This is a genomic window from Streptomyces sp. NPDC056296, from assembly GCF_042268605.1.
Classification (GTDB): domain Bacteria; phylum Actinomycetota; class Actinomycetes; order Streptomycetales; family Streptomycetaceae; genus Streptomyces.
This window is the reverse complement of the sequence record NZ_JBHJRX010000005.1, coordinates 35,480-53,378: the sequence shown is the minus strand read 5'-3', so window position 1 is coordinate 53,378 and position 17,899 is coordinate 35,480. Positions and strand designations below refer to the sequence as shown.

17 protein-coding genes and 1 pseudogene are annotated in these 17,899 nt (G+C 70.7%); 9 read left to right on the top strand and 9 right to left on the bottom strand.

Annotated elements, in window-relative coordinates:
* Positions 1-79: 79 nt before the first annotated feature.
* Positions 80-922: a macro domain-containing protein gene (locus ACFCZF_RS05175; protein WP_376670488.1), complete on the bottom strand. Its 843-nt coding sequence runs from the start codon at positions 920-922 to the stop codon at positions 80-82.
* A gap of 224 nt (positions 923-1,146) precedes the next feature.
* Between ACFCZF_RS05175 and ACFCZF_RS05170 the strand changes: the two genes are divergently transcribed.
* Entirely contained in the window at positions 1,147-2,613 is a 1,467-nt protein-coding gene (locus ACFCZF_RS05170; protein WP_376670487.1) for a macro domain-containing protein, read from the top strand.
* A gap of 239 nt (positions 2,614-2,852) precedes the next feature.
* Here the strand turns inward: ACFCZF_RS05170 and ACFCZF_RS05165 are convergent, their stop codons facing one another.
* The 5 genes and pseudogenes from ACFCZF_RS05165 to ACFCZF_RS05145 all read right to left on the bottom strand — a co-directional run bounded on the left by ACFCZF_RS05165 (position 2,853) and on the right by ACFCZF_RS05145 (position 7,034).
* Positions 2,853-4,286 carry an ATP-binding protein gene (locus ACFCZF_RS05165; protein WP_376670486.1) on the bottom strand — a complete coding sequence of 478 codons (1,434 nt, stop codon included), beginning with the start codon at positions 4,284-4,286 and terminating at the stop codon, positions 2,853-2,855.
* Complete coding sequence (locus ACFCZF_RS05160; RefSeq protein ID WP_376670485.1) at positions 4,287-5,057, bottom strand: response regulator transcription factor; 771 nt, start codon at positions 5,055-5,057, stop codon at positions 4,287-4,289.
* 61 nt (positions 5,058-5,118) lie between these two features.
* Positions 5,119-5,517: pseudogene (locus tag ACFCZF_RS05155) on the bottom strand (NAD(P)H-dependent oxidoreductase); the annotation flags it as partial.
* A gap of 57 nt (positions 5,518-5,574) precedes the next feature.
* Positions 5,575-6,120, bottom strand: coding sequence for a zinc ribbon domain-containing protein (locus ACFCZF_RS05150; protein WP_376670592.1), 546 nt, complete (start codon positions 6,118-6,120; stop codon positions 5,575-5,577).
* A 152-nt stretch (positions 6,121-6,272) separates the two neighbouring features.
* Positions 6,273-7,034, bottom strand: coding sequence for a 3-hydroxyacyl-CoA dehydrogenase (locus tag ACFCZF_RS05145; RefSeq protein WP_376670484.1), 762 nt, complete (start codon positions 7,032-7,034; stop codon positions 6,273-6,275).
* 168 nt (positions 7,035-7,202) lie between these two features.
* On the opposite strand from ACFCZF_RS05145, the gene ACFCZF_RS05140 reads away from it, so the two are divergent.
* The 8 genes from ACFCZF_RS05140 (at position 7,203) to ACFCZF_RS05105 (ending at position 15,301) form a co-directional block, all read left to right on the top strand.
* On the top strand, positions 7,203-8,393 hold the full coding sequence (locus ACFCZF_RS05140) for a lipid-transfer protein (RefSeq protein WP_376670483.1): 1,191 nt from the start codon (positions 7,203-7,205) through the stop codon (positions 8,391-8,393).
* The gene (locus ACFCZF_RS05135; RefSeq protein ID WP_376670482.1) at positions 8,390-8,848 is read left to right on the top strand and encodes a MaoC family dehydratase N-terminal domain-containing protein; all 459 of its coding nucleotides are present in this window, start codon (positions 8,390-8,392) and stop codon (positions 8,846-8,848) included. Before ACFCZF_RS05140 ends, ACFCZF_RS05135 begins: the two co-directional genes overlap by 4 nt.
* The gene (locus ACFCZF_RS05130; RefSeq protein WP_376670481.1) at positions 8,845-9,318 is read left to right on the top strand and encodes a MaoC/PaaZ C-terminal domain-containing protein; all 474 of its coding nucleotides are present in this window, start codon (positions 8,845-8,847) and stop codon (positions 9,316-9,318) included. Before ACFCZF_RS05135 ends, ACFCZF_RS05130 begins: the two co-directional genes overlap by 4 nt.
* Position 9,319: 1 nt before the next feature.
* The gene (locus ACFCZF_RS05125; RefSeq protein ID WP_376670480.1) at positions 9,320-10,147 is read left to right on the top strand and encodes an SDR family NAD(P)-dependent oxidoreductase; all 828 of its coding nucleotides are present in this window, start codon (positions 9,320-9,322) and stop codon (positions 10,145-10,147) included.
* Between the two features lie 7 nt (positions 10,148-10,154).
* Positions 10,155-11,315 (top strand): acyl-CoA dehydrogenase family protein, encoded by a 1,161-nt coding sequence (locus tag ACFCZF_RS05120; protein WP_376670479.1) that lies wholly within the window; start codon positions 10,155-10,157, stop codon positions 11,313-11,315.
* A gap of 58 nt (positions 11,316-11,373) precedes the next feature.
* A complete protein-coding gene (locus ACFCZF_RS05115; protein WP_376670478.1) occupies positions 11,374-12,918 on the top strand; it encodes a class I adenylate-forming enzyme family protein in 1,545 nt (514 codons plus the stop codon).
* Positions 12,915-13,991 carry a CaiB/BaiF CoA transferase family protein gene (locus ACFCZF_RS05110; protein ID WP_376670477.1) on the top strand — a complete coding sequence of 359 codons (1,077 nt, stop codon included), beginning with the start codon at positions 12,915-12,917 and terminating at the stop codon, positions 13,989-13,991. The genes ACFCZF_RS05115 and ACFCZF_RS05110 overlap by 4 nt, the downstream gene beginning before the upstream one ends.
* A gap of 110 nt (positions 13,992-14,101) precedes the next feature.
* Entirely contained in the window at positions 14,102-15,301 is a 1,200-nt protein-coding gene (locus ACFCZF_RS05105) for a TetR/AcrR family transcriptional regulator (protein WP_376670476.1), read from the top strand.
* Positions 15,302-15,361: 60 nt separating this feature from the next.
* On the opposite strand, the gene ACFCZF_RS05100 is transcribed toward ACFCZF_RS05105, so the two are convergent.
* The 3 genes from ACFCZF_RS05100 to ACFCZF_RS05090 form a co-directional block, all read right to left on the bottom strand.
* Positions 15,362-16,162, bottom strand: coding sequence for an alpha/beta fold hydrolase (locus ACFCZF_RS05100; protein ID WP_376670475.1), 801 nt, complete (start codon positions 16,160-16,162; stop codon positions 15,362-15,364).
* Positions 16,163-16,193: 31 nt separating this feature from the next.
* A complete protein-coding gene (locus ACFCZF_RS05095; protein WP_376670474.1) occupies positions 16,194-16,958 on the bottom strand; it encodes an SDR family NAD(P)-dependent oxidoreductase in 765 nt (254 codons plus the stop codon).
* A 97-nt stretch (positions 16,959-17,055) separates the two neighbouring features.
* The gene (locus tag ACFCZF_RS05090) at positions 17,056-17,565 is read right to left on the bottom strand and encodes a carboxymuconolactone decarboxylase family protein (RefSeq protein WP_376670473.1); all 510 of its coding nucleotides are present in this window, start codon (positions 17,563-17,565) and stop codon (positions 17,056-17,058) included.
* Positions 17,566-17,899 lie beyond the last annotated feature (334 nt).

The following is a 17,899-nucleotide window of genomic DNA, read 5'->3' as shown; positions in this document are numbered from 1 at the left end:
CCCCACCCAAGGACCGCTGCCCCACCCAAAGGCCCGACGCCCCTGGCAGGGGCCCGGCTCCCCCAGGCAGCCCCCGCTCCTACCCCGCACCCCCGGAATCCGCCGCCGCCAGCACCCCGAGGAACGCCGCGACCTCCGCCAGATCGATCCGTTCCAGCTCAGCGGGGCGCAGTACGACCCGCAGCTCGCGGCAGATCACCCGTTCCCGGGAGTGGGTGATGAAGGAGAGCAGGATCAGGCGCAGCAGGCTCTCCTCGTCGAGCCCGTGCAGCCGGGACAGCCCCGAGCCGATCAGCGGCACGGCCACGCAGTCCAGCTGACCGTGCCGGTAGACGGCGTCCCACACGCGGCTGAGGCTGAGCCACAGTTCCTCCGTGCTGGACCGCGCCACGCAGTCGTTGCCGAGCCGGCTGTAGGCGACCCCGAAGACCAGCCGCGGCCGGCTGCCGAGCACCGCCACCGTGCCGACCTGGTAACGGCCGAGCTTGCCGTACGGCTTGTCCTCCCGGGACTCCCGGGCGACCGGCACGGCCGTGCGCAGGGCCGCGTCCAGCTCGTCGTCCAGCCGCCGCGCGTCACCGTCGTACCGGCGCTCCAGCAGTTGCCCCTGCACGCTGGCGCCACTGATGACGACGCCGTCGCGGACGTCGGTGTCGAACGTGTCGCAGAACCCGACGACAAGGTGGGCGGACTCGTCGAAGAGATCGCCGGGTCCGACCGTCACCGCCATCTGCGGCCGCCGGAACTCCTGGCGCACCGCAACCGTCGGCCGGCTGCGCAGCACACCCCAGGCCAGGCACAGCAGCGCCGACGCCGCCATCACCGGAGCCGGGGCGGGGATGGCCGCGGGCCACACCTGCCCGACGAACTGGACGACCGCCGACACCCCGCCGAAGGCCGCCATCACACTGCCGGCGAACACCCGCCGGGTCCGCTCCCCGCCGAACAGTCCGCGACGGCCACCCCTGCCCCGCCGCCCCCCGGGGCTCAGCCGACCGCTCCGCCGCGACGGACGACGTACGACCGGACCGGCCCCACGTGAACCGACCGAATCCACAACTCCCCCAAACGGACAATTGATACGCTGCCGAAACCTCCCCCGCCACCGCTCGGCGGGAGAGAGTGAAGCGAGTGGAGACCACTTGTATGGCGCGCATCCGTGTGAGCGTCCTGGGACCGGCAGAACTCGAAGTCGACGGCGCGCCCGTCCGGTTGACCCCGCTGACCACACGGCTGCTGGTCCGCCTGGTGGCGGCGGAGGGCGAGCCCGTACCGGTACGCCGGCTGCACCGGGACGTGTGGGCGGTCGCGGGTGAACAGCCGCACCGGACCGGGCGCCACCGCAACGACGTGCAGAAGCGCGTCCTCGAACTGCGCCGCGCCCTCGACCCCGCCCAGAACGGTGACGGCGCCCGGGTGCTGCGCACCGAGCAGTTGCTGGCCGCCCCGGCGCCCGAGACCGCGTACCGGCTGGTGCTCGCGCCCGACGAGCTGGACTGCGCGGAGTTCACCGACCTGGTCCACTCCGGGCTGCTCGCGCCCCCCGCGTCGGCCGCCGACCGGCTCGCGGCGGCGCTCGACCTCGTACGCGGCCGCCCGCTGGCCGAAGTGGGCGACGAGGAGTTCGCGCTGCCACTGCTCCGCCGGCTCACCGCGCTGCGCGAGACGGCCCGCCGCCAGCTGATCCGCAGCCGCATGGACCTCGGCCGGCACGACCTCGCCCTCCCGGTCGCCGAACGGATGGCCATGGAGCGGCCGGACGACCGCGACGTCGCCGAGCTGCTCGGCTCCCTGCGGGCCCGGCTGCGGGAGCGGCACGGGCAGGAACTGCTGCGGCAGCCGTTCCCCGGCGCCGGGGACCTCGTGGTGGTGCGCGGCGACCTGTTCGACCAGGAGGACGCCAATCTGGTCGTCGGGTTCACCGACACCTTCGACACCGCCACCGAACGGGACCTGGTGATCAGCCGGGAGAGCGTGCAGGGGCAGCTGGTGGAGCGGCTGTTCGGCGGCGAGCGCAAGCTGCTCGACGACCGGCTCCAGGCCGGGCTGAAGGCGTTCACCCCGCTGCGCACGGAACGGCCCCAGGACAAGCCCCGCGGCCGGCGCGTCCGCTACCCGCTCGGCACCGCCGTCCCCCTGACGGTGGACGGCCGCCGGGTCTTCGCCGTGGCCTACTCCCGGCTCGGCAACGACCTCGTCGCCCGCTCCGCGCCGGCCGAACTCCGGGCGAGCCTGGACGCCCTCTGGCCGGCCGTCGCCCGGTACGGCATGTACAAGCCGGTCGCGATCCCGCTGATCGGCTCCGGACTGGCCCGGGTCGTGGAACTCGACCGCACCCAGCTGCTGCTCATGATCGTGGAGAGCTTCACCGCCCACTGCCGCCGGGAGCCGACGACCGCGCCGGAACTGCGCATCGTGATCCGGCCGGCGGACCTGGAGCGGACCGACCTGTCCGCGCTCGGCACGTTCCTGCGCACCTCGCGGCACGACGGCACCGGCGTAGGCACCGCGAGCGGCAGCGGCACCGGCACCGGCAGCGGTGTCGGCAACGGTGCCGGCAGTGGCACCGGCAGCGCAGGCCGCGGCGACGGAGGCGCGCAGGCCCGCTGGTGACGTCGTCATGCCCCCAGGGCATCAGCGGCCTCGCTTCCGGTGCCAGCCGCACACCGCTGCCGAACCGCTTCCGGACGGCTTCCGGTCCCGTCACGGGGCCGGCGGGAGGTCACGTACGCCCGTCACCCACAGCTGAAGCCCCTCCCCCTCACGCACGCCCATCACCCTCAGGTAGGTCCCACCGTCGCGCACGCCCCGCCCTCACGTACACCCGTCACCCTCAGGTAGGTCCCTCCCCCTCACGCACGCCCGTCGTCCCCGTCCTCCGCGCCCCCTCCGCCCACCGTGAACCCGACCACCGACCCGCCCCCGTCCCGCCGGAACGCGAACGTCGCTCCCCCGTGCGCCAGCGCCACCTCCCGCACGATGGACAGGCCGAGGCCGGAACCGGGCCGCGAACGGGCGCCGGCGGTGCGGAAGAAGCGGTCGAAGACCCGGGTCAGGTCGTCGGCGGCGATGCCCGGACCACGGTCGCGGACCTCGACGCGGATCGGGCCCTCCAAGGCGGGCCCGGCGACGGCGACCTCGATGGGTCCGGTGCCGCCCGGGTCGAACTTCGCGGCGTTCTCGACCAGGTTGGACAGCGCACGGGTCAGCATGGCGGGCCGGCCTTCCGTCACCGTCTCGCCGCGGACGCTCACGCCGATCTCCCGTCCGGTGCGGCGCCGGGCCAGGCTCGCCACGTCGCGCGCGACCCGCGCCAGGTCGACCCGCTGCGGGGGCTCCCCGGCGGACTGTCCGGCCGCCAGCTCGACCAGTTCGTTGACCAAATCGGTCAGCTCGCGGGCCTCCTGGCCCAGGTCCGCGACCAGTTCCTCGCGAGCACCGGACGGCAGCTCGTCGATCCGGCGCAGCAGCGAGATGTTGGTCCGCAGCGAGGTGAGCGGCGTCCGCAGCTCGTGCCCCGCGTCCTGGACCAGGCGCCGCTGGTCCTCCTCCGACTGGGCGAGGCGGACCAGCATCAGGTCGATGGCGCGGCCGAGGCGGCCCACCTCGTCGGGCCCGCTGACCGGCACCTGGACGCCCAGCCGACGGGTGCGGGCCACGTCCTCGGCGGCGGAGGTCAGGAGCACCAGCCGCCGGGTGATGCGCCGCGCCAGCCACCAGCCGAACAGCCCGGCGGCCGTCACCACCGCGGCCATCAGCAGCAGCGTCCGCCGCTGCAGCGCCCGCAGCAGATCCTCGGTGTCGCTGAACTCCTGCGCCACCTGCACCGCGCCCCGGCCACCGCCCAGCGACACGGTCGCGACCCGGAAGACGTCGCGCCCGACCCCGACGTCCTCGTGCTGGACGGTCCGCCCGGCCACGTCGGCGTGCGCGGTCCGCCGGTCGGCGTCGGTGACCGGCAGCGGCGGACCGGCCGGGTCGGACACCTTGCCGTCCGGCCCGAGCACCTGCACGTCCGTACGGGCCGGGCGCACGATGTCGTGGCCGGGCGCGGAGGAGGAGAAGTCGTCGGGCGACAACCGCTGCCGGCGCACCTCGGCCCGCAGATCCTGCACGACCTGTGCGAAGACGGATTCCTGGTCCACCCGCACCAGCCGGGCCGCGCCGCTGTACGACAGCACGCCGACGAGGACCGTGACCACGGCGGTGACCGTGGCGAACGACACCGCGAACGTCGTCCGCAGCGACAGCAGCCGGGGCCGGCGCCCGAGCGGCGAGGGGCCCACTCAGTCCTCCCGCAGCACGTAACCCACGCCGCGCACGGTCTGGATCAGCTGCGGCGCACCCGGCTGGTCGAGCTTGCGGCGCAGGTAGCCGACGTAGACGGCGAGGTTCTTGGAGCCGGGACCGAAGTCGTAGCCCCAGATACGGTCGTAGATGGTGGAGTGGTCGAGCACGATGCCGACGTTGCGGACCAGCAGCTCCAGCAGCTCGAACTCGGTGCGGGTCAGCTCCAGCTCGCGCCCGCCCCGCCAGGCACGGCGGGCCAGCGGGTCCATGCGCAGCCCGGCCGCCTCCAGGCAGCGGGCGGCGTCCGGCTCCTCCGGCACGTCGGCCGTGGCGGAGGCGGGTGCGGGTGCGGATGCGGATGCGGATGCGGATGCGTTGTCCGGGGTGCCCGCCTCCTCACGGCCGGTGCGGCGGAGCAGGGCGCGGAGGCGGGCGAAGACCTCCTCGACGTCGAAGGGCTTCACGACGTAGTCGTCGGCGCCCGCGTCCAGGCCCGCGATGCGGTCGGCGGTCTCCACCAGCGCCGTCAGCATCAGGATCGGCGTGGGGTCGCCCTCGGCGCGCAGCTTCCGGCAGACCTGGAGGCCGTCGATGCCCGGCATCATCACGTCCAGCACCAGCACGTCCGGCCGGCCGCTGTGGGCCCGCGCCAGCGCCTCGGTGCCGTCGGCGACCGCGGTGACCCGGTACCCCTCCAGGGTGAGGGCGCGCTCCAGGGCGTGCCGGATCGCGCGGTCGTCTTCGGCGAGCAGAACAGTCCGGGGCACGCGTCCAGTCTGCCAAGGCCAGGGGCCCGGCGACCGGACGGCCGGGCTTCTTACCGAGATCTCACCCCGCGGGCCGCAGCGCGGCGAGCCGCTCCTCGAAGGGCACGACCTCGAAGGCGTCACCCGCCGGCTTCCCGGCCGGTTCCCGGGCCTCAGACAGTTCGCCCGGCAGCCCGCCGGACACCCCGGCCATCAGCGCGGCCAGCTCCCCCGCCGCCCGCTCGATCCGCCCGTCCAGCCCTTCGGCGCCCCAGTCCTCCGAGGCGGCGTAGACGCCGGTCGGGACGACGACGGCCTTGAGGTAGGCGAACAGCGGACGCAGGGCGTGGTCCAGCACCAGCGAGTGCCGGACCGTGCCGCCGGTCGCGCCGATCAGCACCGGCTTCCCGGCGAGGGCGTCGGCGTCGGTGACGCTCAGCGCGTCGAAGAACGACTTGAACAGCCCGCTGTACGAGGCCGAGGCCGCATCGAGGCGCGGCGGCGGGCCAGAAGATGTTGTTTTGGCATCCTCCCCCTCCTAAAAGAGAGGGATTCCAGCCCGTACGGGCTGAGGTTCACGGACGCTCGACCGCTGTGTGGGCGGTGTCGTCCCTCCGGCACCGGCTGTTCGCCGGGGGCGAGGAATCCCGCCCTGTCCTGCCGCGACGTTGACTGCCGCGTTGGTGTCCGCGTTGCAGGTGAAGCCGCAGGAGGAGCAGACGAACTCGGCTTGGCTCTTGCGCGAGTTCTTGTCGATCCATCCGCAGGCGCTGCAGCGCAGACTGGTGTAGGGGGCGGGTACGTCCTCGACCCGGCCGGGGGCTTTGTGCTCGGTGCGCTGCCGGAGCAAGCTCCAGCCCTGGGCGAGGATCGCCCGGTTCAGGCCGGACTGTCCCGTCCCTTTGCACGTTCCCGCCGAGCGCCTCGGTGACCAGGAGGTAGGCAAGTTGCGGTGTCCGTGATGTCTTGCGGAATCCCAGGAGGCATTGCCTCCGGCATCGCTTCGAGAACGGTTGTCCCAGTTTTCGTTGCCGGTGGGCAGCACCGGATACAGAGCCGTCCCGGTCCGAGGGCTCGTTTGCATCTGGTGGCGGTGATGCTGGGAGGGCACTCCGGGTGTGAGGTCGGTCAGCCCCAGCACCCGTGCGGCAGTCATTCCGCGCTGTACCGGCCTCGGGGCTCCGCGCTCGTCTTGCGGATCGACCCAAGATTCCACCGGAACTATCTGCCCCCAGGCTAGCGTGGGGCCATGCGGACGGCACCGTCGAGGCGAATGGTCTCCCCGTTGAGCATCGGGTTGGTGACGATCTGCGCGACCAGCGCGGCGTACTCGGCCGGACGCCCCAGGCGCGAGGGGTGCGGCACCTGGCGCCCCAGGGACTGCCGCGCTTTCTCGGGCAGGGAGGCCAGCAGGGGGGTCTCGAAGAGTCCAGGCGCGATCGTCATCACTCGGACCGCTTGGTCGGCCAGGTCGCGTGCCACGGGGAGGGTCATGCCGGCGACGCCGCTTTTCGAAGCCGCGTAGGCGGCCTGTCCGATCTGGCCGTCGAAGGCTGCGACGGAGGCGGTGTTGACGATAACGCCCCGCTCCTCGTCGACGAGGTCGTTGCTGACCATGCGTGCGGCGGCGAGCCGGACGACGTTGAAGGTGCCGACGAGGTTCACATTGACCACACGTGAGAACTCTGCCAGCGGGAACGGCCCGTGCTTGCCGACGGTCTTGACGGCGTTGCCGATGCCGGCGCAGTTCACGGTGATGGCCAGACGGCCCAGTCGCTGGGCCTCGTCGAGCGCGGCGGTGACGTTCTCCTCGCTGGTGACGTCGCCAGGGACGAAGGCCGCGTCTTCCCCTAGACGGGCTGCCGTCTCCTCGCCGGCTGAGCCGGGAAGGTCGAACAGGACCACTGCCGCGCCTTGAGTGTGCAGCAGACGGGCGGTGGCCAGGCCGAGGCCCGAGGCGCCGCCGGTGATCAGGGCTACGTGTCCTTCGATCCGCATGGGTGATGACCTCTCTTCGCATCCGGACGAGCGCAGGCCCCGCGCAGGGGCCCAGCACCCGTGTCCTGAACCTTCAGTCGCCCACGCTACCAACGCTATGTGAATTAACACTAGGAATCTGATTCGGTTGAGGGTAGCGTTTTTGATGTCGCCGACGAAGGAGTGGGCATGGCTGGCAAGGCACGGGTGGCAGGGGTCGGCATGGCCCCGTTCGCCACACCTGGTAGGGCAAAGCCTTACGGGGAATTGGGAGAGGAAGCAGTCCGGGCAGCGCTGGCAGATGCGGGCGTCGAGTACCGGGACGTCCAGCAGGCGGTCGCGGGCTATGTGTACGGGGACTCGACATCCGGTCAGGCTGTTCTGTATCGGGTCGGTGAGACCGGCATCCCGATCGTGAACGTGAACAACAACTGTTCGACCGGCTCGTCCGCGTTGTGGCTGGCCCGGCAGGCGGTGGAGAGCGGAGCCGCCGACTGCGTCCTGGCCCTGGGGTTCGAGCAGATGCGGCGCGGAGCGCTGGACATGCTCTGGGCGGACCGGCCCTCGCCGTTCACCCGCTTCGACGAGGTGGCGCAGGCCGCGGTCGGCGAGAGCGACGCGCCGTTCGCCGCGAGGTACTTCGGCGGCGCCGGAGACGCGTACGCGCGGAAGTACGGTCTGGCGCCCGACACGCTCGCCAGGATCGCGGTGAAGGCCCGTGGGCACGCGGCGAACAACCCGTTCGCAGTCTTCAGGGACCCGGTCACCGTCGAGGAGGTGCTCGCCTCCCCGCAGATCTACGGTCCTCTGACCCGGTTGCAGTGCTGCCCGCCCACCTGTGGCGCGGCCGCCGCACTGATCGTCAGTGAGGAGTTCGCCAGGTCCCGCGGCCTGGACGCCTCGGTGGCCATCGCTGCCCAGGCAATGACCACCGACACGCCGTCGACCTTCGACGAGCAGGACATGATCAAGCTGGTGGGCTACGACCTGTCCCAGGCTGCGGCCCGGCAGGTGTACGAGCGGTCCGGCACCGACCCGCGCGACATCAGGGTCGTGGAGCTGCACGACTGCTTCACCACGAACGAACTGCTCAGCTACGAGGCACTGGAGCTGACGCCGGAGGGCACCGCGGAGAAGTTCGTCGTCGAAGGCGACAACACCTATGGCGGCCAGGTCGTGACCAACCCGTCCGGCGGGCTGCTGTCCAAGGGCCATCCGCTGGGCGCCACGGGCCTGGCGCAGTGCGCCGAACTGGTGTGGCAGCTGCGCGGCCAGGCAGGCGCCCGGCAGGTCGACGACGTCGACCTCGCACTCCAGCACAACATCGGCCTCGGCGGCGCGGCGGTCGTCACCCTCTACCAGAAAGTGGACCGAGTATGACCATCCCCTCCGCGGCGGTCGGGACCGGCCTGCCACCGGTGAGCATGGACGTCGAACGCGGACGGCTACGGTTCTTCGCCCAGTCCATCGGCGAGAGCGACCCCGTCTACACCGACGTCAGGACGGCCCGCGCCCAGGGACACCGGGATCTGCCCGTACCGCCCACATTCCTGTTCGCGATAGAGCTGGAACAGAGCGACCCGTTCGCCTACCTCACGGACCTGGGCGTGGATCTGCGCCAGGTGCTGCACGGCGAGCAGTCGTTCACCTATCACGCGCTCGGCTACGCGGGGGACACGCTGGTCGCCCGGTCGACGATCACCGACACGTACCAGAAGAAGGGCGGCGCGCTGGAATTCCTCGTCAAGGACACGGCCGTGACGCGCGGGGACGGCGAGCGGATCGCCGATCTGCGCAGTGTCCTGGTCGTCCAGAACCCGGAGGTCACGCCGTGAACGCGTCCGTGGACATCTCGACCATGACCGCCGCGGTCGGCACCGAACTCCCACCGCTCGAAGTCCCGGCGATCTCTCGGGCCACGCTGGCCCTGTTCGCCGGCGCCTCCGGTGATCACAACCCGATCCACATCGACACGGACGTCGCACGGTCGGCAGGTGTCGACGACGTGTTCGCCCACGGCATGCTCTCGATGGCCTACCTCGGGCGGCTGCTGACGGGGTGGGTACCGCAGGAGCACGTCCGCTCGCTTCGGGTGCGTTTCCTGGCCGTCACCCCGGTCCACGCGCGGCCCGTGTGCCGCGCGCAGGTCACAGCCGTCGAGCACGTCGCGAACGAACGACACCTGACGCTGGCGGTCACAGTCACGCTGCCCGACGGCACCACAACCCTGACCGGCGACGCCGGCGTAGCCCTCACGGCCGGCGACCCGTCGGATACCGAACACCGAGGAACGGAGCACCACTGACATGGGAACACTCGACGGGAAGGTCGCCGTCGTCTCCGGCTCGGGCCGGGGCATCGGGCGCGAGATCGCACTCAAACTTGCCGCGCAGGGCGCCCGGGTCGTGGTGAACGATCTCGACGCCGTACCGGCCAAGGAGACCGTCTCCGCCATCGAGGCCACCGGCGGCACCGCCGTCGCCTGCGTCGGGAGCGTCACCGACGCCGACTTCGGCGAACGCTTCGTGCAGACAGCCGTGGACAACTTCGGCGGACTCGACATCATCGTGAACAACGCCGGCTACACCTGGGACTCGGTCATCCAGAAGATGACCGACGAGCAGTGGGACGCGATCCTCGACGTCCATCTCAAGGCGCCGTTCCGCATCCTGCGGGCCGCGCAACCGGTAATCAGCGCTCGCGCGAAGCAGGAGGCCGCAAACGGTGGGGCGCCCTGCCGCAAGGTGGTCAACATCTCTTCCCTGGCCGGGCTCGGCGGGAACCCCGGGCAGGCCAACTACGCCGCCGCGAAGGCTGGGGTCACCGGACTCACCCGGACCCTGGCCAAGGAGTGGGGCCGCTACAACGTCACGGTCAACACCGTCGCGTTCGGCCTCATCAGGACCCGGCTCACCGAGGCGCCGGCCGGCGCCGACGCGGCGATCGACATCCAGGGCAACAGGATCAAGGTCGGAGTCAACACGGACCTGCTGTCCGCGATGGAGCGGACGATCCCGCTGGGCCGCGCCGGAACGCCGGCTGAGGCGGCCGGCGCGGTCTATCTGTTCTGCACACCCGAGTCGGACTACGTCAGCGGCCAGACCCTGGTCTGCGGCGGCGGATTCAACATGTGAGGTCGCGGTGAAGCGGACACTTTTCGACCCCGAGCACGTCCTCTACCGGGAGAGCGTGCGGGCCTTCCTCGCCAAAGAGGCCGTACCGCACTACCCCGCCTGGGAAGCCGCCGGGATCGTGCCGCAGGAGCTGTTCACCAAGCTCGGCGAACTCGGCGCACTCGGCTTCGCGGTGCCGGAGGCGTACGGCGGCTCGGGTATACGTGACTTCCGGTACAACGTCATCCTGCAGGAAGAGGCCGCCAGGGCGGGCATCGCACCCGCCATCCTCGGCCCGTCCCTGCAGGCGGACATCTGCCTGCCGTACTTCCTCGAACTCGCCGACGACGAGCAGAAGCGGCGCTGGCTGCCGGGCATCGCCTCCGGCGAGCTGATCACCGCGATCGCGATGACCGAACCGGGCACCGGATCGGACCTCTCCGGCATCCGCACCAGAGCGGTGCGCCGCGGTGACGGCGATGCCGCACATTACGTCCTCGACGGTGCGAAGACGTTCATCACCAACGGCGTCAACGCCGACCTGGTGATCGCCGCCGTCCGTACCGGCGACCACCCCCACCGGGGTCTGAGCCTGGTCGTCGTCGAACGCGGGACCCCCGGCTTCGCGCGTGGCCGGAACCTCGACAAGGTCGGCATGCACGCCCAGGACACCGCGGAACTCTCCTTCACCGACGCCCCGGTACCGGTGGCCAACCTCCTGGGCGTCGAGGGCGAGGGATTCGCCGGTCTCACCCGCAACCTGGCCCAGGAGCGGATCTCGATCGCGGTGGCCGGCCTCGCCCAGGCCACGACCGCGTTGGAGACAACCCTCACTTACGTGCGCGAACGGCGTGCGTTCGGCAAGCCCCTCGGCGCCCAGCAGACCATCCGGCACAAGCTCGCCGAACTGGTCACCGAGGTCGACATCGCCCAGCAGTACCTGGACCGCTGCGTGCTCGAACTCAACGCCGGACAGCTACTGCCCCAGGACGCGGCCAAGGCCAAGTGGTGGTGCACCGAACTGCAAGGACGCCTCGTCGACGCATGCGTCCAACTACACGGCGGATACGGCTACATACCCGAGTACCCCATCGCCCGGATCTGGGCCGACAGCCGCGTCTCCCGCATCTACGGCGGCGCCACCGAAATCATGAAAGAGATCATCGGCAAATCCCTCGACCTCGGCTGAATTCCGGCCCCCACCAATTCTCGGGCGTCCTCCCACCCGCACACCAAGGAGAGCACCGATGCCCACCATCGGCAGCACGCTGAGAGCCAGCGCCCGTCGGACCCCCGACGCCCCGGCCCTCGCCTTCGACGACCGCACCTACACCTACGCCGAACTCGACGCCGCCGTCGACAAGGCCGCCGCGGCACTCGCCGGCCTCGGCCTGGCCAAGGGCGACCGCCTCGCTCTGATGGCGCCGAATTCCGACCACTTCGTCATCACCTTCTACGCGGCGGTCCGGCTCGGCGTCATCTTCGTCCCCGTCGTCCCCTCGGCCGCGCCCCCCGAGCTGGAGTACCTGCTCACCGACTCCGGGGCCACCACGCTCGTGTTCGACCCGGCGGTCGCCCCCACCGTGAACAAGGCGCGGACGGCCGGCCTCCCGCCGACCCTGGCGCACCTGCTGTCACTGGGCGAGAGCGACGGCCAGCAAGACCTGCTGGCGCTCACCGCCGGCAGTGCCGCACACCTGGCCGAGGACCATGTGACCGAGGCGGACGACGCGCTCATCCTCTACACCTCCGGCACCACCGGCAGGCCCAAGGGCGCCCTGTTCGACCACCATCGGGTGATGTGGACCGCGGTGAACATCATCGCCACCTGCAACATGCGGATCGGCGACCGGCTCCTGCACAGCGCCCCGCTGTGCCACGGGGCGCAGCTGTGCATCATGCTCATCCCCGGGACACTGATCGGCGCCAAGCACATCGTCCTGCCCGGATTCGACGCCGCCACCGTCCTGGCCACGCTGGAGGCCGAACGCGTCACGATGTACTTCGGCGTCCCCACGATGTTCCAGTTCCTGCTGCGCCGGCCCGACATCGGCGACCGCGACCTGTCCGCCTGGCGCACCGGTCTGTTCGGCGCCGCCCCCATGCCCGCGAGCACGGTGGAACAACTCACCGAGCTGCTGCCGCACGTGGAGTTCATGCAACTGTGCGGCCAGACCGAAGGCGGACCGGGCGGCATCTACCTGACCGGTGAACAGGTCCGCTCACGCCCCGACGCCAGCGGACGCCAGCCGCTGCCGCTCACCGAGTCGCGGGTGGTCTCCCTGCACGGACAGGACACCCTGCCGGGCGAGGTCGGTGAGCTGGTCCTACGCGGCGAGACCGTCATGAAGGGCTACTGGAACAAGCCCGCCGAGACCGCGGAAGCGCTGCGCGACGGGTGGCTGCACACCGGGGACCTCGCCCGGGTCGACGGCGACGGCTTCGTCACCCTGGTCGACCGGCTGAAGGACCTCATCATCACCGGCGGCCGCAACGTCTACTCGGTGGAGGTGGAGAACGCCCTCGCCGCCCACCCCGACATCACCGACTGCGCCGTCATCGGACGCCCCCACCCGGACTACGGGGAGAGCATCGTCGCCGTGGTCACCCCACGCGAGGGGGCCGACCTGACCCTTGAGGACGTCCGCGGCTTCTGCCGGGAACGGCTCGCCTCGTACAAGGTGCCGCACGTCCTGATCCTCGGCACCGTTCCCCGCAACCCCTCCGGCAAGCTCCTGAAGTACAAACTGCGCTCCGCCATCTCTGACAACGCCCAGGGCGGCACACGATGAGCGGGGGGCCGCTGGCCGGCCTCCGCGTCGTCGAGATCGCCGGAATCGGCCCGGCACCGTACGGCTGCATGATGCTGGCCGACCTCGGCGCCGACGTGATCCTCGTCGAACGCCCTGCCGCTGCCGATCACCTGCACGCTGCCGCCCACACCGTGCTCTTCCGCAACCGCCGGCGAACCGCGGTCGACCTGAAGACCCCGGAAGGCGTGACCACGGTCATGGACCTGGTCGCGGGCGCCGACGTCTTGGTCGAAGGCTTCCGACCGGGCGTCACTGATCGTCTCGGCATCGGCCCCGAGCCATGCCTGCGACGCAACCCGCGCCTGGTCTACGCCCGGATGACCGGGTGGGGGCAGGACGGTCCGCTCGCCCGCACGGCCGGACACGACCTCAACTACATCGCCCGGTCCGGCGCGCTCGCCGCCTTCGGCCCGCCGGACCGCCCGCCTGTCGCGCCCCTCAACCTGCTCGGCGATTTCGGCGCCGGCGGAATGCTCCTGGCCCTGGGCATACTCGCCGCAGTCCACGAAACACGCGCCTCGGGGCAGGGCCAGGTCGTGGACGCCGCCATCGTCGACGGGACCGTGAGCATGCTCGCCATGCTCAGCGGCCTCCGAGGCTCCGGACAGTGGCATGAGCGAGGCCACAATCAGCTCGACGGCAGTGCCGCGAACTACACCGTGTACGAGTGCGCCGACGGCCGCCACATAGCCGTCGGGGCACTCGAACCCCAGTTCTTCCAGCAGTTCCTGCGCGGGCTCGGGCTCGATCCCGACGACCTCCCTGCCCCCGCCGAGCAGCACGCCCTCTTCGCGCGGCTCATCGGGCGCAGAACCCGCGACGACTGGGAAGACGTCTTCAAGGACAGCGACGCGTGCGTCAGCCCCGTCCTGACCGCCGACGAAGCGGCCGCTGATCCGCACAACACCGCCCGCCGAAACTGGCTGGAGATCGACGGTGTGCTCCAACCTGCACCCGCCCCGCGCTTCAGCAGGACCCCGGCCGGCACACCCCGCAGCTCCCCTGCGGCAGGACATCACCACGTCGCCTGGAGCGCGAGCGAGAGCCGCTGAGCCCTGGCCGGCCGATCCCGGCACCGGAGAGGGCCGACATGCGCCTCCTACAATTGCGCTCTGAAGACGAAGCGTCGTTCACTTGTCGACCGATTCCTTGGAGAGCTGACGTGGGTACGCAGGAAATGAACACGGTGCCGCCCGTCGGGACGCGGCCGGCGCACCGGCGTGCCCTGATCGTCGAAGCGGGCATCCGTCTGTTCTCCGAGGTCGGCTACACCGGGGTCTCGATGGCCGACATCGCCCGGGCCGTCAACGTCCAGCCATCGGCGCTGTACCGCCACTTCGGCGGCAAGGACGCGCTGTTCGCTGCCGCGGCCAGGCAGAGCATCGCACCGGTCCGCGCGGCACTCGATCATCCCGCCGACTTCGACGGGATACTGCGAGCATTGGCCGCGGCGGCCCTCGACAGCAGGGCCGCAGGCGTTCTGTGGTTGCGCGAGGCCCGCCACGCTCCGGCGGACGTACGCGGCGAGCTGCGTGAGGAGTACGCCGAGGTGGCCGGGCTGCTGCGCACCGGGCTGTGCCGGGAGCGTCCCGGTCTGGAGGAGGAGCAGGCCGAGCTGCTGGCGGCCTGCATTCTGGCGGGTCTGGCGAGTGTCTCCTTCCACCGCATCCAGCTGCCACCGCGCCGCTTCACCAAGCTGCTCTACGAAGCCTTCCGGCGCGTGGCGCACGCTTCTCTTCCAGAGATGCACGCAGGCCCCCCGGCCCCCGTGGAGGGGAGCAGTGGCAGCGGGCGCTTGGTGATGCGGTCCCGGCGCGAGGGCATCGTCGGGGCGGCTGCCCGGCTGATCGCCGAACGCGGGGTCGCCTCCCTCACCATCGAGGAGATCGGAGAAGCGGCCGGCATCGCCGGCCCCAGCGTCTACAACTACTTCTCCGGCAAGCAGGAACTGCTGGCAGCGGTACTCAACCGCGGCAACGAATGGCTGTGGGCGGAAGTGACCCGCGTCTTCGCCCATGCCGGCAGCACAGAGGAGGCCGTGGACGGGCTGCTGCGCTCCTACCTGGTCCTGGCCGTCGAACACGGCATGGCCTCGGTGCTCATCGGTGACCTCGGCCACCTCGCCGCGCAGGACCGCGAGCGCTTCCGCCAGGCCCAGCACGACTACCTGCGCGAATGGTCGGCCCTGCTGAGCCCCGACGGATCCCAGCAGGAGGAGGCGGCGGCCCGGGTGCGCGTGAACATGGCCATCATGATCATCAATCATGCGGCGCGCACTCCTGACCTGCGCCGGCTGCCTCATGCGGAGCCGGCGCTCCTCCACATCGCGAAGGCCGCCCTGGGATCGTCTGCGGTGGTGTGAGACAACGAGCGCAGGCTCCCCGGCGCGAGTACCGCCGGGGAGCCTGTGCGCGGGTGATGGTTACGCGGCGGCGTCCACGTCGGCGAAGAAGTCGAGGAGAGCCTGCGCGCCGATCACGGGCTGGTCGCTGAAGACCTGGTGTCCGCAGTCCTCCAGGACGGTCAGCCGGGCCCCGGGGATGTACTCGGCCAGTTGACGCGCGTTACCCACGGACACGAGCTGGTCCCGCGCCCCGTGCAGGACCAGTGCGGGACAGGTGAGCCCACGAAGGTCATCGAGGCGTTCCCAGCCCATCGTCGCGGCGAGCTGCTTGCCGTAGCCCTCCTCGGAGGTGGGGTACTGGGCCCGGACGGCGAGGTCGGCCTCGCGCTCCGCCTGGCCCGCACAGGCGTAGGTCAGGTCGGAAAGGTAGCTGGTGCGCTGCTCGGGAGACATCCCCTGCGCCCGGCTGATCGCTTCGAGACTGCTCTGGTCCTGGGCCATGTGAGGTGATCCGGCATGGGTGGAGACCAGGGTCAGACTGGAGACGAGTCCGGGGTGCGTGAGGGCGAGCTGCTGGGCGATGAGTCCTCCCATGGACATGCCCAGGACGTGAGCCCGGGGGGCCCCGACGGCGCCCAGGACGTCGGCGGCGGCCTCGGCCATCATCTCCATCGAGAAGGAATCCCCCTCGAAGCAGGTGCGGCCGGTACCGAGGTTGTCGAACGACAGGACCCGGTGCCGGCCCGCGAGCATGGGCACCAGGCGGAACCAGACCGCCGAGGGAGAACTGAGGCCGTTGATGAGGAGGACGGGGGTTCCGTCCCCGGCGCTCTCCCACCAGATGCGGGCCTGTCCTGCTGAGGACGACGCGAACGACATGAGCTGTCTCTCCTTGTCGGAAACGGGTTGGTCAGGCGCGGGTGAGGCCGCCATCGACATCGATGACGACACCGTTGACGTAGGCGGAATCCGGGCCCGCCAGGAAGGAGACCGCCGCGGCGACGTCCTCGCCGCGGCCGATCCGGCCGAGCGGGATCTCCGAGAAGTCGTAGGTCACGCCTTCGGTCCGCGCCGTGGCTATCACTCCGGGAGTGATCACGTTGCTGGTGACGCCGTACTTGCCCACTTCGCGCGCCATCCATCGGGCCATGTTGATGAGACCGGCCTTGGAGGCGGCGTAGGCCACGCCGGAACGACCGCCGGAGCCGTCCTCGTGCACCGGGCCGATCCCGCCGCGCTTGCCGGAGACCGAACCGATGCTGATCAGCCGTCCCCAGCCGGCGTCCTTCATGTAGGGAAAGACTGCGGCCTGGCTCATCAGAAAGGTGCCCAGCAGGTTCGTCCTGACGTCGGTCATGAACTGCTCGGCGGTGATGTCCTCGAACGATTCGCGGTGGCCGGTACCGGCGCAGTTCACGACGACACCCACGGATCCGAGTTCGGCGACGATCTCCGCCATCGTGCTCCGGACGGCGTCCGGCTGGCTGATGTCGAGCTGGGCCGCGAAGTGCCCGCCCAGCTCCTCGCGGGTGTCGTGGACGCCAAGCGCCATGTCGAGCAGGGCGACGGTACGGCCCTCGTCGATGAGGCGACGGCAGATGTCGCCGCCGATCCCGCCGGCGGCGCCGGTCACGATCGCGACAGTGGAAGCGTCCTTCGACGCGGTTATGGACATGCGTTGGTTCTTCTTTCTCACCGCCTCGGGGTGGCGGACGATGATGCGTACGCTTCTGTGACTTCCGTCCCCGGACACGGAAGAGAGGCCGAACACATCAGGACGCCGCGGCGTCCTCCAGCCCGTCCAGGCCGCGGCCGACCGCCTCCGGGCCCATCGGCACCTGGTCCGAGTCGATCCGCAGAGCCGTCATCAGCCGCGCGACGCCGACGTAATGGGCGGTCACCAGGGCCAGTTCGACGATCTGGCGCTCCGGCAGCAGAGCCGCCAGGGCCGCGTAGTCGGCCTCACCGACCTGGCCGTCACGCAGCGTGAGATCGGCGACAAATCCAAGGACCGCGCGCTGGACGGGGTCAAACACCGGGTGGTCGGTCTCACCCCGCTCCAGCGCGGCGATCTGCTGTTCAGCGACTCCTGCGGCCCGCGCGAACGGGAGGTGCTGCTCCCACTCGTAGCGCTGGGCGAGCCTGCCCACCTGAAGGATGGCCAGCTCACGCAGCCCTGGGTCGAGGACGAGGTCGTTGAGCAGGACGCCCCCGTACCGCACCCACGGAACGAAGGCGGTGGGCGCCTGGGCCAGGAGGCTCAGGACGTTCGAACGAGGCATCTGCCGCAGGGCCGCACCCACGGGGCCAGAAGCGCCGTCAGGGTCGATGTACTTTACACGCGCCATATGTGAGAACCGCTTTCTTGCTGCCCGGGAGTCGAACGCTCCCGAGACCTTCTCCTCTCCTATGTGAATATATATTCGATCCAGAGTCAAATCAGTGCACCGCACAAACATTGTCAGTGCTGCTTGCGGGCAGGATAAGTGTATGGATACTCAGCTTGAAGCGCAGTTCGCTGCAACGTGGCTTGCCCCCTGTGCTCTTCTATCCACGCCGGAAGAGCACGTCCTGCGCCGCAGCTCCACGTTCCCTCAAGGCATGCGGGACGGACCC